This window comes from Rhodococcus sp. AQ5-07, assembly GCF_009707305.1.
GTDB lineage: Bacteria > Actinomycetota > Actinomycetes > Mycobacteriales > Mycobacteriaceae > Rhodococcus_F > Rhodococcus_F erythropolis.
This window is the reverse complement of record NZ_CP046099.1, coordinates 2,202,605-2,215,213: the sequence shown is the minus strand read 5'-3', so window position 1 is coordinate 2,215,213 and position 12,609 is coordinate 2,202,605. Positions and strand designations below refer to the sequence as shown.

Below are 12,609 nucleotides of genomic sequence, written 5' to 3'. Positions count from 1 at the left end.
GCAGTTGTGGCCAGGCTTACAGTCTGTCCGGTATGTAGTGGTGCGACACCCCTCGACGCTTCGCCGACGCGATATGTGAAGCTACTTCGGTGAGCAGCATTCAGGTCGCAGACCAGACTTTCATCGCCGCCCCGCCCGAGCGGGTCGCCGAACTGTTGTCCTCGCGCGCGCGGTGGCGTCGCTGGTTCAGTGATCTTGCGCTCGAAGTCCGGGAAGATCGCGGTCCCGCAGGATTCCGTTGGGGAGTGTCCGGTCAGCTGGTCGGCACCATGGAGGTGTGGCTCGAACCGGTCATGGACGGGACGATCGCGCACTACTTCCTGCACTGTGAACCGGTCGGCGTATCACCGTCGGATCTGGCGAACCTCGACCTCGCCGGGATGAACCGAAAGCGTCGGGTCGACGGCAAGGTCATGTCCTTCCAGCTCAAGCGCGAACTCGAAGCAGGACGTGCCGCCGGGGTAGCACCGGACTGATAATCGAAGTAGTGCTCGTTGTGCAGGTTCTGGACTTTTGACGAAGGAAGGTAGCGCAGTCGTATGGCCGAGAAGACCAAGGGGTTGATCAGCATCGACGCCCCTGCCGACGCCGTGATGGACGTCATCGCCGATTTCGCGCAGTACCCCGAATGGGTGGCCGCGGCGAAGTCCGTCGAGGTGACGGCGCCGGGGCAGGGCGGCCGCGCGGACCGAGTGCGTTTTGTCCTCGACGCGGGGATGGTGAAGGACACCTACGAACTGCAGTATTCGTGGGCGCCTGACGGGATGGCAGTGAGCTGGGAGCTGATCTCGGGTGAGATCCAGAAGTCCCAATTCGGTTCGTACACACTCGAGCCCGGCCCGAACGGCACCACCTCTGTCACCTACGAGTTGACGGTCGACCTGACGATTCCGATGATCGGTCTCTTCAAGCGCAAGGCCGAGAAGATCATTACCGACACAGCTCTGAAAGAACTGAAGAAGCGAGTCGAGGGCTGAGTGCCGGAGCAACGATCTCGCGTCCAACTGTTCGTCGGTAAAGGCGGAGCAGGCACGACGACGCTTGCCTCGGCGACGGCTGTGTCGGCTGCGTCCGACGGGGCACGAGTGCTTTTGGTGTCGATCGATCAGGCAGGTTCTCTCGCGGATGTCGTGGGCGTGCCGGCGCTGCGAACGACTACACCTCTCGCCGAGCGCCTCGACGTCCGGCAACTCGACACTTCCGAGCTCCTCGAGGAAAAGTTCCGAGGACTGTCGGGATTGATCGATGCTGCAGGAAATTTCGGAGCGGGAGATCACGAACACGGTTCGTCGTTCGAGGGGTTGGAACCGGAAGAGTTGACGGGATCCCTGGGGATCCAAGACATACTCGGACTCTCCGAGATCGTCGATATCTCGAGCAGCGGTGACTACGACCTCGTGATCGTGGACTGTCCGGCCGCAGCCGAAGCACTGCGGATCCTCGGGTCGCCGTCGATGGTGTCGGAGTATCTCGAGCGATTGTGGCCGCGGCACAGGCGGATGGTCGCCGTGACGGGCTCGGACATGCGAGTGTTGCTACTCGTGTCCGTCATCGAACGCGTGCTCGCGTCGGTGGATCGAATCGCCGTTCACCTCTCGGATCGGGAGAACACCAGCGTGCGCGTTGTGACGTCGGCCGATGGCGTGTCGGCCGCGGCGACTCGCCGGACGTTGTCCGGTCTGGCTCTGGCCGGATTGCGAGTCGACGGGATTATGGTCAACAACCTTGTCCCGCAGTTCAACTCGTCGGCCGGGAAGGGTGTCGACGATTCGCCGGCGGCGCAGTGGCTTGCTTCGATCAGGGCGTCACAGGCACTCGTCGTCGACGATTTGCGTGGATCGACTGATGGAATGTCCGTCACAACGGTCGAGCGCGCCTGCGCCGAACCGGTAGGGTTGGCGGCTCTGGGCGAGATCGCGGCCACGTTCGAGGGTGGAACGGGCACGGATTCGGACACCGTCGACACAATCGACGCTGTCGACACCGCGGACAACATCGTGGTGTCGTTGGAGTCGGGGGCCGGAGTCGATTCGGTGTACGTGATGCGGATGTACCTTCCGCTCGTGGATCCGTCGTCGTTGTCGTTGGGCCGGGTGGAGGACGATGTGCTGGTGGGAGCAGACGGCGTACGACGCAGAGTTCGTTTGGCGTCGGTGCTGCGTCGTTGTGTCGTGAACGGGGCGGAGTTGGACGGCAGTTACCTGATCATCCGGTTCAGCCCGGATCCCGCGGTGTGGCCAGTATGAGCGAAGAGCACGAGCGCCTTGTCGCGGAATTTCGCGCGCTGGCGGATACCGTTCTGACGCGCCTGGAACCGGTCTTGCAAAAGGCTGCAGCAGCGACGGCCGACGTTGCGGGTGACTCGGCGTCAGCGGACACGCAGCCGGTGTTCACCGGCTGCAGTTGGTGCCCGGTGTGCGCTCTCGCTGCACTGGTTCGCGGTGAGCACCACGAACTACTGGCGTTTCTCGCGGGTCACGCAGCCGCGTTCCTCGCATTGCTTCGCGAGATTCTCGACGAGTTTCTCGGGGGGCCGTCCGGCCCGGATCGCGGACCGGACAGCGGAGCGACGACGCCAGGTGCCGAGCGAACTCGAACGGCGGCATTTGTCCCGATCAACGTGACGGTCAAGGACTGACTTAGTACCCCGGGTAGAGCTAACGGCCCGAGATGAGCACAATCGACACAATGGTCACCGACGCACGAGGCACCGATACAGGGTGCGCACTCCAGCGGGCGCCGCTCGCGCGGGAATTGGCGCGATGAGCGCGCGCCGCTTGAAAGCGGTCTCCGACTCCACCATGGACGACATCTTGACGGTCGGCATCGACGTCGGCGGAACGAGCATCAGGGCCTCCGTCGTGGACGTCGACGGACAAGTGCTCGAGATGATTCAAGCCCCGACCCCGCAGTCCGCACGCGCTCTCGAAGACGGCCTCGATCGCGTCGTACGCGAACTGGTCACCCGGCACGAGGTGTCTGCCGTGGGGTTGGCGGTCGCCGGCTTCATCACCTCCGATCGAAGCTCGGTTCGGTTCGCGCCGCACTTGCCCTGGGTGGACGCGCCGGTGGGCAGTGACTTGAGTAAGCGGCTCGGATTGCCGGTCGTTCTCGAGCACGACGCTAATGCAGCGGCGTTCGCGGAGCACCGATTCGGCGCGGCCGCAGGTGGCCGCAATGTCGTGATGGTGGCAATCGGGACCGGAATCGGCGGTGCGCTGCTGATCAACGGTGAGCTGTACCGGGGCAGTCACGGCGTCGCCCCCGAACTCGGCCACATCCAGGTCGTGCCAGGCGGGCGTCAGTGTGCGTGTGGCAAGCGTGGGTGTTGGGAGCGCTATTGCAGCGGAACGGCGCTCGTGGACACGGCAATCGAACTGCTGGCCGCCGACCCGGCTGCGTCGACGGTTCTGGCGCGCGAAGTAGCGGTGGATCCGGGTTCCCTCACCGGTCGCCGGATCGCCAACGCCGCGCAGGACGGTGACCCACTCGCTCTGGCAACCATTGCCGAGTTCACACGTTGGCTGGCCGTCGGATTGGCGATGGTCGGGGACGTCTACGATCCCGATCTGGTCGTGATCGCAGGCGGCGTCGCGAGTTCTGCCCCACTGTTTCTCGACGACGCCCGTGAGCAGTACGCGACATTGTTGACCGGCGCGAAGCACCGCCCGCTGGCACGAATCCGTTCGGCTCAACTCGGCGAAGCTGCGGGCATGGTGGGCGCCGCCGCATTGGCGCGTTCGGTAGTGCCTCAGGATCTCGGTGGGGTCGACGGCGCTGGAACCACGTCTGCCGGACTGTGATCGGGTCGATCCTCCAGGGGCGTGTGTAGCGGGGGTTACCGGTCGGCAGTAAGGTCGTACTCAGCGAAATTCAGCTGTGAATGGGAGGGACGCCGTGTGGTATTGGCTCTTCAAGTATGTGTTGCTGGGGCCGATTCTCTGGCTGCTCGGGCGTCCGACGGTCAAAGGTCACGAGAATATTCCGACTGACGGAGCGGCCATTCTGGCCAGCAATCACCAGGCGGTTCTGGACTCGTTCTACCTTCCGCTTCGCGTCAACCGCCGCATCACCTTCCTTGCCAAGAGCGAGTACTTCACCGGTTCCGGCCTGAAGGGCGCTTTCCAGAAGTGGTTCTTCACCGCGGTCGGACAGGTCCCCATCGACCGAACCGGCGCGGATGCGGCGCAGGATGCGCTCAACGCCGGTCTCAAGGTTCTCGGTTCGGGCAGTCTGCTGGGTATCTACCCCGAAGGAACGCGTTCGCCTGACGGTCGCCTCTACAAGGGCAAGACCGGAATGGCGCGCCTCGCGCTCGAATCGGGCGTCAAGGTGATCCCGGTTGCGATGGTCGGCACCGACAAGATGAATCCGATCGGCTCACGGATGTGGCGCCCAGCCAAGGTCACCGTGATCGTCGGCGAACCCATCGATTTCTCCCGCTTCGAAGGCATGGGCGGAAACCGCTTCGTCGAGCGGGCTGTGACCGACGAAGTGATGTACAAGCTGATGAAACTCTCCGGCCAGGAGTACGTGGACATCTACGCGGCGAGCCTCAAGAACCAGGCGCCCACGAAACCCGAAGCTGCCGTCGATGTTCCGGCGGAAGGCGGCGAGTCGGTTGTCGATCTCGTGGCCTCGGCCGAGTCGAAGGAGTCCGCGAAGACCGACAAGGATTCGCTCCCGGACGCACAGGCCAGCTAGAGATTTCCCACACCTGCCGCACGCGCATTGGCTCCAGAGCCTGCGCGTGCGGCATAGTTTTCGGACGTGCGCTATTTCTACGACTGTGAATTCATCGAAGACGGTCGAACCATCGATCTCGTGTCCATCGGCGTTGTCTGCGAGGACGGCCGAGAGTATTACGCGGTCTCGACGGAGTTCGATCCCGCCCGTGCCGGTAGTTGGGTGCGCAAGAACGTGCTGCCGAAGTTGCCGCAGCCTTCGTCGCCGCTGTGGAAATCACGCGAGAAGATCCGCGACGATCTTCTGAAATTCTTCGTTCCGCGGCCGATGGTCGTTCCGGAGCTCTGGGCGTGGGTAGCCGCATACGACCACGTCGCGCTGTGCCAGTTGTGGGGCGATATGACCGAACTACCGCAGTCGATGCCGCGGTACACCCGCGAACTCCGACAGTTCTGGGAAGACAACGGCAGTCCTGCCCTCCCGTCAGCGCCCGCCGACGCACACGACGCACTTGCCGACGCCAGGCACAACCTCGTGAAGTTCGACGCGATTTCGGCAGCACGTTCACTTCGCTGACTCAGGTTTCGGTGCGCGAGAAGTGTCCCGATTGGGCTGCGATCGAGAGCCTGTGTGACGCGCCGACGGGCGAGCGAATATCCTGTAGAGGTGAACTGGACTGTCGACGTGCCGATCGACCGCTTGCCCGAACTCCCGCCGCTGCCTGCCGGACTGCGTAAGCAGCTCGACGAGGCACTCGCGAAGCCCGCTGCTCAGCAGCCCTCGTGGCCCGCTGACCAGGCGGCCGCCATGCGGACTGTGCTCGAGAGCGTGCCTCCCATCACGGTGGCCAGCGAGGTCGAGGCGCTGCAAGAGCGTCTCGCGCAGGTCGCGCGTGGTGAAGCATTCCTGCTCCAGGGCGGTGACTGCGCCGAGACATTTGCGGACAACACCGAGCCGCACATCAAGGGAAACATCCGCACGTTGCTGCAGATGGCCGTCGTGCTCACCTACGGTTCCTCGATGCCGGTCGTCAAGGTTGCTCGCATCGCCGGCCAGTACGCCAAGCCGCGTTCTGCCGACATCGACTCCCTGGGGCTCAAGTCGTACCGCGGCGACATGATCAATTCGCTCGTCGCCGACGAGGCAGTCCGTGCGCACGATCCTTCGCGTCTGGTGCGCGCATACGCCAACGCCAGCGCCGCGATGAACCTGGTTCGCGCACTGACCGGCGCCGGCATGGCCGATTTGCACAAGGTGCACGACTGGAACCGCGAGTTCGTCGCAGCTTCGCCGGCGGGCGCACGCTACGAGCAACTGGCAGCCGAGATCGACCGCGGCCTGCAGTTCATGAACGCGTGTGGCGTCACCGATCCGAGCCTGCACCAGGCACAGATCTTTGCCAGCCACGAGGCCCTGGTTCTGGACTACGAGCGCGCGATGCTGCGTCTCGACAACGACAGCGACCACCCCAAGCTCTACGACCTGTCGGCCCACTTCCTCTGGATCGGTGACCGCACCCGTCAGCTCGACGGCGCGCACATCGCCTTCGCCGAGTTGGTCTCCAACCCGATCGGCCTCAAGATCGGTCCGAGCACCACGCCGGAAATGGCGGTGGAATATGTCGAGCGTCTCGACCCCACCAACAAGCCGGGTCGGCTGACTCTGATCTCGCGCATGGGCAACGGCAAGGTCCGCGACCTGCTGCCGGCGATCATCGAGAAGGTCCAGGCCACCGGCCACCAGGTCATCTGGCAGTGCGATCCGATGCACGGCAACACCCACGAAGCCTCCACCGGGTACAAGACGCGCCACTTCGATCGCATCGTCGACGAGGTTCAGGGCTTCTTCGAGGTCCACAACGGCCTCGGCACGCATCCGGGTGGAATCCATGTCGAGCTGACCGGTGAGAACGTCACCGAGTGCCTCGGCGGCGCGCAGGACATCTCCGATCTCGATCTCGGTGGTCGCTACGAGACGGCGTGCGACCCCCGATTGAACACCCAACAGTCGTTGGAGCTCGCGTTCCTCGTGGCCGAGATGCTGCGAGGCTGAAACCCTGCTTCGCCGAAGCTGATTCGCACGGGCACTGATTTTCGGCAAACGCCCTCACCCGCTCGCGCAGGTGGGGGCGTTCGCTATTTCGTGAATCGTGTGACGAATCGGCGCTGCCAGGGCATTTCGACGGCGCGAGGTGAGTAGCGTGCGCGAACGTACGCGGTGGCGTCCTTACTCGGCACTCCGTCCATAATGGCAAGAGCGGCCAAAGCTGTTCCGGTGCGGCCGAATCCGCCACCGCACGCGATCTCGACTCTTTCGGTTTCCGAACGCACCCACACTTCGTGCAAGGCGCTGCGCAGCGCGTCGGGATCGCTCGGCAACCAGAAATCTCGCCAGCGGACCCACACCGAATCCCACTCGGTGGCGGGAGGTTCTTTACCGGTCAGGTAGACACCGAAGGTGGGGAGAGGCCCGGAAGGAAGTGGATTGCGGAGTCCTCGACCCCGAATCGATCTCCCCGACGGCAAGTCGAGTATCCCTATGCTCTCGGGTTCCCACGTGGCCATGAATTCAGACTAGGCCGAAGCGGACTGTCAGGGAATTGCGACGACGCTGATGTCGGTGCCCTTGGCAACGAGGTCGTTCTTGACGCTCTGGCTGATGATGACCGAGCTGTCGTTCTGGGTGAGCTGACGCACGGTGATCTCGAGGCCGAGGCGGCCGAGTTCTTCGCGTGCTGAGGAGACGGAGCGGCCGATCAGCGAGGGAACCTTGACGGAGTCGGAGATGAGGAGAACAACGGAGGTGCCGGCGTTGACGGAGGACCCGACTGCGGGATCTGTGCCGATCACGCTACCGCCCTCGACGGCGTCGTCGAACGTTGTTCTGGTGGTGCTGACGGAGATACCTACCTTGTCGAGGGCGGCGCGCGCAGCGTTCTCGGACATGCCCTTCACATCGGGAATGTCAACGGGCGGTGACCCTTTGGACGTGATGACCTTGACCGAGGAGCCCACGGCAACCTCGGTTCCCGGCGCCGGGTCGAGCGCCGCCACGCCGCCGATCGGGATCTTGGAGCTGAATGTGTCCCCGCCGTCGACCGCGACGAGAGTACGGTCGGCGAGTTGTGCGCCCAGGGCCGAGACGTCGCCGCCGGCCGGAATGGGCGGAACAGTCGGACGCCCGAGCGAAGTCAGCAGCGCGACGGTCGAGCCTTTGGTAACCCTGGAGCCGGAGGCCGGGTCTGTCCCGATTACCGTGTCGATGGGTTGGGCGTCGGAGTACTGACCCTGGACGTCGGGGGAGAGCCCGGCGTCCTGCAGGGCGGTGACCGCAGTGTCCTTGGTCAGCCCGTCGATCGAGGGAACAGCTGTATAGCGGCCCGAGCCCATCCACCATCCGCCGAAGCCCAACGCAAGCGCGAGGACCGCGATGACGAGCAGCCAGATCAGGGTGGCTCGTCGAGACTTGCGTCGTGCTTCGACAAAATGAGCGTGCGGATCGTCAGGTCCCAGTTGGTCGTCGCCGAAATCGGAACCGTCGTCGAAATCCGAGTCGCCGTCGACCGTGGCCGGACGAGCAGTTTGTGCGGTGACCGCGCGAGTGTGCTGAATGCCACCGGGGGGAGGAGAGCCCGTGCCGAGCGCCGTGGTGGCTGCCGCAGCCGGGGCCACGCCGGACGCCAATACCGTCGTGGCACCAGGGTTCGGGCGCGCAGCAGAGTTCGGGTGTACATCCGTCGGGGGCGCAGGCGCCGGTTGTGGCCGAGCCGGGGCAACCTGCGCGCTCTGGTGCTGGGCGCTTCGACGCGGAGCCGGAACGCGGTATGACGGAAGTTCCAGTTGCTCGCTCACACTGCGAAGTGCAGCTGCCATCTCACCAGCGTCGGCGAAACGATGTGCCGGCTCGCGGTGAGTGGCTTCGGCAACCAGGCGATCGAACTGCGCCGGTACACCGGGGATGCGTGAACCGGGGCGCGGGACATCGTCGTGGATGCGTTGGTAGGCGATGGAGAGTGACGTATCACCGGTGAACGGTGTTGTACCGGTGAGAAGTTCGAACATCAACACGCCGGTCGAATAGACGTCGCTTCGAGTGTCGGCAATTCCTGACGTCACCTGTTCCGGCGACAGATAGGCTGCGGTGCCGAGGATCACGCTGTTGGAGGTGGTGGTTGCTGCCGCGGCTGCACGCACCAATCCGAAGTCGGCGATCTTCACTTCGCCGGTGTCCGAGATCAAGATGTTCTCGGGTTTGACGTCACGGTGAACCAGTCCCGCTCGATGCGCCACCGCCAACGCGTCCAGGACAGGTGCCACGACTGCAGCGACGGCGTGAGGCGGCATCGGTCCGCGCTCACGAAGGAGTTCGCGCAAAGTTCCACCGTCGACGAGTTCCATCACGAGGAACACGTGATTGCGATCGCTGCCCTGGTCGTAGACGGCCACAAGGGACGGATGCTTGAGTCTGGCCACGGCCCGGGCCTCGAACTCGAAACGAGTCAGGAACGCCGGATCGCCGGCAAACTGCGGGTCCATCACCTTGATCGCGACAGGTCGATCCAACCGTGTATCGAGGCCTCGATACACGGTCGACATACCGCCGCGCGCGATCGGTGCGTCCACTCGATAGCGGCGCTCGAGCATTTCGCCGATCAACCCTCGACCTCCGTAATGACTATTCCTCCGTGCTTGCGATCTGTGTGGTTGTGCTCTGGGCGGTAGCTGTCAGCATGTAAGTGTGGCCCCCGCCGTACGGGCGCCGATTCGCGGTCACCACGAAATCCCAGTTCACGAAATCCCGGTTCGCGAAATCTCGGTTACTGATACGCCGCATCCCGTCCATCGTAGCCAGCGATACCGACGCGGAAGTCTCGAGAACGTCACAGAGCGCTGTGACCCAAGCGGAGCGGCGGTTTCGAGCATTGCACCGGGCGGTACACAGCGGGCTCGCCGGACCGGATAAACTTCTCGCGGTGAGCGCGATTCCTTATTGTGATGATGTCCTGGATTCTTCGGTTTCCCTGTTCCAGCTGGTGGATGTGGCGAAGAACGTCGGGTTGCCGGTGAGCAAGGTTCACCAGTTGCTTCGCGATCACAAGATCATCGCAGTCAAGCGGCATGGCGTTCTCGGTGTCCCCGAAGTGTTCTTCGGCGAGGACGGCCAGATCGTCAAGTGGTTGCCCGGTCTGCTGGCGGTGCTGCACGACGGCGGCTACACCGATATCGAAATCCTTCGCTGGTTGTTCCTGGCCGACGATTCCCTGCCGGGGCGCCCGGTGGACGCACTGCATGGTGATCTCGCGCGTGAGGTCATCCGCCGCGCACAGGCCATGGCTTTCTGAGATGCCGGCCTTCTGACAACTCACCTCATGCGGTTTTTCGCCGCGTAGGTTGCCGACCGGACCAGACCCGGCGCAGCGACTCGAAGTCGCGTGCGTCCGGGAACGGACACTCGTCGATGCAGTATCCGGAAGTCGGCGCGCTCGACCTGGTCGAGAATTGCTCCGTACAACACGAAAGCCGTGCGGATCGACGGCTGGACCCGCCGATCGAGCATCGGGATGCCGGATTCGGCAGACCGATACCGCCCCCGCGTCACGGCAATGAAGTGTGCCAGCGCGCGCTTGACCCGAACGTCCACCGTTCCGGTTCTGCGCCCGTGCTCGAGCATCTCGATGTCGACCCCGAATGCGGCGAACTCGCCCGCCGGGAGATACAGACGTCCCCGGTCGAGGTCTTCACCGACGTCGCGGATGAAGTTGGTCAGCTGAAACGCCTCACCGAGATTCGACGCGGGCACTACAGCTTCCTGCTGCGGAACGCTCACTCCGAGAATCGGGAGCATCTGCAAACCGATGACGACGGCGGAGCCGTACATGTACTCGCTGAGTTCGTCCATCGTGTTGTAGACGGGTCGAAACTTCGCCGTGTCGGGGGCGTCCATCCGCATGGACTCGAAGAAGGCGTCGAAGTATGCACGCGGAATGTCGAACGTCTTCACAGCATCGGCGAAGGCAGGGAGTACGCGTGTGAGGTCGAGGGGAACCGTCGACGGGAAGCCACCTGTCGCAGTGGGGTTGTCGAGTGCGGTGACGGCTGCACGTTCGACGTCGGCAAGCACCGTGCCTCGTTCATGCGGACCCGAGGGTTCGTCCACGACGTCGTCGACGACGCGAGCAAATGCGTAGAGAGCGTGAACTGCGCGGCGTCGAGGCTCGGGCAGCAACCGAGTGGCCAGAAAGTACGTTCGGCCGTGTTCCCTCGTCACGTCCTCGCAGAATTCATAGGACGCAGACAATGCGTTCATGACACGCGGATCACGCAGATTCTGACGTCGAGGGCGCCGAGGCGGCTGACGTCATTTCGATCGGTTTCTCGTGTTTGCGTCCACGAAGTCTGAGTGGATCTTCCGTCTGCAAGGACATAGCCGCGATCACGGCAGCGACGATGGCCAGAGCCACATGCGGGAAGGTGTAGAGGCCGATCGATCCGTCAGGCTGGAACACCAGCATCAGCCAGGTGGACAGCCCTGTCAGTACGGCGAGAGTCGTCGGCGACATTGCGAAAACGGCCGCTACTGCCAGCGGCCAGGAGTAGTACCAGGGGAGTGCTGCGGGGGACAGAACGACGATGGCGACCATCACGATCACGATGCCCATGACGGCGTCGCGCTCGGTCTTGCGGTAGCGCCACCACACGACGGCGATGATCGCGATCAACACAACCGCCGAGATGGTCCGGGAGACTTCGAGGATGTCGTTGAAATGGTCACCGGCGAACCAGGAGGTGGCCATGGTTCCGATGTGCGCCACGATCGTGGGCAGCGAGAGCCAGTTGATGATCTTTGCCGAACCCGAGAGTGCGGTCGTCCAGCCGAGGCCGACTCCGGCGATCAGTGAGGTGGATCCGAGTACCGCCACGAATACCGCGAAACCTGCACCGGCCGTTTTGACGAACGATCGGATCGGTGACGCCGGTTCGCGCCCGGCCGCGGCCGCGTCCTCCCGCTCGTGGATCATCCAGATCCAGACGATGAAGGGAAGTGCGACGCCCGCGGTTGCCTTGATCGCGACGGCGAGTGCGATCAGCCCAATTCCGAACAGGTGCTTGCGTTCGAGAGCGAGCGCAATGCCCGCGGCCATGAGGCCGACCATGAGCATCTCGTTGTGAACGCCGCCGATCAGGTGGATCAGGACGAGGGGATTGAGTACTGCGAGCCACAGGGCGATCGAGGTGTTTCCGCCGAGCTTCGTCGCGAGATGGGGAACGGCCCACATCATCAGGGCGAGTCCGGGCAGCATCGTGATCCGCAACAGCATCGTGCCGGCGATGACGTTCTCGCCGGTCAGCCGAACGATGGCGTCGGCAAGGAGAAGGTGAACCGGGCCGTACGGGGTAGTTGTCGTCGTCCACACGTTGGAGACGTTGTCGAGCAGGATTCCCGGATTGACGACGGGGCCGACGGCATACGGGTCGAAGCCGTTGCGTAACAAGGCGCCCTGTGCCAGGTAGGAGTAGGCGTCACGGCTGAACATGGGCACCGCGAACAGCAGCGGAAACGTCCAGACCGGGACGACGTAGCGCAGGCCGCGCAACGAGACGTCACCGCGCAGAGTCGAGCGGCCCAGTCGAACCCAGGCAGCGATCATGCACAGGACACCGATCCAGACGATGGCCGCCGACAGAATCGATCCGTGTCCGAAACGGAGCCAGGACAGATGCATCGACTCGAGCAGCGGATCTTGGCGCCGGACGCTACCGGCACCGAATCCGCCGAACGTGATCATGACTGCGCCGAAGAAACCGAGCAGTGCACTGTGACCTTCGGGAGTCCGAAGGAAATTGGCGGCCCTTAGGTGCCACGGTCTTTCAGTGGCTGCGGCAGAGGACGTCATCGGTGCAGGTTCCTCCCCCGAGGAGATCG

General features: G+C 63.8%; 13 protein-coding genes. 9 read left to right on the top strand and 4 right to left on the bottom strand.

The genetic code is table 11. The features are described 5' to 3' along the window. Positions 1 to 89 precede the first annotated feature (89 nt). The 8 genes from GJB56_RS10100 (at position 90) to GJB56_RS10065 (ending at position 6,738) form a co-directional block, all read left to right on the top strand. Positions 90 to 476, top strand: coding sequence for a hypothetical protein (locus GJB56_RS10100; protein WP_019748899.1), 387 nt, complete (start codon positions 90 to 92; stop codon positions 474 to 476). A 63-nt stretch (positions 477 to 539) separates the two neighbouring features. Further along, positions 540 to 977, top strand: coding sequence for an SRPBCC family protein (locus GJB56_RS10095; RefSeq protein WP_019748898.1), 438 nt, complete (start codon positions 540 to 542; stop codon positions 975 to 977). Then, on the top strand, positions 978 to 2,246 hold the full coding sequence (locus GJB56_RS10090) for an ArsA family ATPase (protein WP_070386502.1): 1,269 nt from the start codon (positions 978 to 980) through the stop codon (positions 2,244 to 2,246). After that, positions 2,243 to 2,638, top strand: a complete 396-nt coding sequence (locus GJB56_RS10085; protein WP_019748896.1) for a hypothetical protein — start codon at positions 2,243 to 2,245, stop codon at positions 2,636 to 2,638. The genes GJB56_RS10090 and GJB56_RS10085 overlap by 4 nt, the downstream gene beginning before the upstream one ends. A gap of 124 nt (positions 2,639 to 2,762) precedes the next feature. After that, positions 2,763 to 3,803 carry an ROK family protein gene (locus GJB56_RS10080; protein ID WP_020969875.1) on the top strand — a complete coding sequence of 347 codons (1,041 nt, stop codon included), beginning with the start codon at positions 2,763 to 2,765 and terminating at the stop codon, positions 3,801 to 3,803. 94 nt (positions 3,804 to 3,897) lie between these two features. Beyond that, complete coding sequence (locus GJB56_RS10075; protein WP_029538272.1) at positions 3,898 to 4,704, top strand: lysophospholipid acyltransferase family protein; 807 nt, start codon at positions 3,898 to 3,900, stop codon at positions 4,702 to 4,704. A gap of 66 nt (positions 4,705 to 4,770) precedes the next feature. Further along, complete coding sequence (locus GJB56_RS10070) at positions 4,771 to 5,262, top strand: polyadenylate-specific 3'-exoribonuclease AS (RefSeq protein WP_003941683.1); 492 nt, start codon at positions 4,771 to 4,773, stop codon at positions 5,260 to 5,262. Positions 5,263 to 5,352: 90 nt separating this feature from the next. Then, the gene (locus GJB56_RS10065) at positions 5,353 to 6,738 is read left to right on the top strand and encodes a class II 3-deoxy-7-phosphoheptulonate synthase (protein ID WP_007730070.1); all 1,386 of its coding nucleotides are present in this window, start codon (positions 5,353 to 5,355) and stop codon (positions 6,736 to 6,738) included. Between the two features lie 83 nt (positions 6,739 to 6,821). Here GJB56_RS10065 and GJB56_RS10060 read toward each other — a convergent pair whose 3' ends face one another. Beyond that, positions 6,822 to 7,250: a protein-tyrosine phosphatase family protein gene (locus GJB56_RS10060; RefSeq protein WP_070386501.1), complete on the bottom strand. Its 429-nt coding sequence runs from the start codon at positions 7,248 to 7,250 to the stop codon at positions 6,822 to 6,824. A gap of 27 nt (positions 7,251 to 7,277) precedes the next feature. Then, complete coding sequence (gene pknB / locus GJB56_RS10055; protein ID WP_019748891.1) at positions 7,278 to 9,341, bottom strand: Stk1 family PASTA domain-containing Ser/Thr kinase; 2,064 nt, start codon at positions 9,339 to 9,341, stop codon at positions 7,278 to 7,280. Between the two features lie 317 nt (positions 9,342 to 9,658). Between pknB and GJB56_RS10050 the strand changes: the two genes are divergently transcribed. Continuing rightward, positions 9,659 to 10,027, top strand: a complete 369-nt coding sequence (locus tag GJB56_RS10050) for an Rv2175c family DNA-binding protein (protein WP_020969869.1) — start codon at positions 9,659 to 9,661, stop codon at positions 10,025 to 10,027. A gap of 20 nt (positions 10,028 to 10,047) precedes the next feature. Here GJB56_RS10050 and GJB56_RS10045 read toward each other — a convergent pair whose 3' ends face one another. Further along, the gene (locus GJB56_RS10045) at positions 10,048 to 10,992 is read right to left on the bottom strand and encodes a phytoene/squalene synthase family protein (protein ID WP_020908087.1); all 945 of its coding nucleotides are present in this window, start codon (positions 10,990 to 10,992) and stop codon (positions 10,048 to 10,050) included. A gap of 10 nt (positions 10,993 to 11,002) precedes the next feature. Continuing rightward, the gene (locus tag GJB56_RS10040) at positions 11,003 to 12,580 is read right to left on the bottom strand and encodes an alpha-(1->6)-mannopyranosyltransferase A (RefSeq protein ID WP_113683673.1); all 1,578 of its coding nucleotides are present in this window, start codon (positions 12,578 to 12,580) and stop codon (positions 11,003 to 11,005) included. Between the last annotated feature and the right edge of the window lie 29 nt (positions 12,581 to 12,609).

Excerpts from the sequence above, each read along its gene's own strand:
- GJB56_RS10080 (WP_020969875.1), top strand. The coding sequence starts at position 2,763 with ATGAGCGCGCGCCGCTTGAAAGCGGTCTCCGACTCCACCATGGACGAC.
- GJB56_RS10095 (WP_019748898.1), top strand. The coding sequence starts at position 540 with ATGGCCGAGAAGACCAAGGGGTTGATCAGCATCGACGCCCCTGCCGAC.
- GJB56_RS10045 (WP_020908087.1), bottom strand. The coding sequence starts at position 10,992 with ATGAACGCATTGTCTGCGTCCTATGAATTCTGCGAGGACGTGACGAGG.
- GJB56_RS10085 (WP_019748896.1), top strand. The coding sequence starts at position 2,243 with ATGAGCGAAGAGCACGAGCGCCTTGTCGCGGAATTTCGCGCGCTGGCG.
- GJB56_RS10040 (WP_113683673.1), bottom strand. The coding sequence starts at position 12,580 with ATGACGTCCTCTGCCGCAGCCACTGAAAGACCGTGGCACCTAAGGGCC.
- GJB56_RS10060 (WP_070386501.1), bottom strand. The coding sequence starts at position 7,250 with ATGGCCACGTGGGAACCCGAGAGCATAGGGATACTCGACTTGCCGTCG.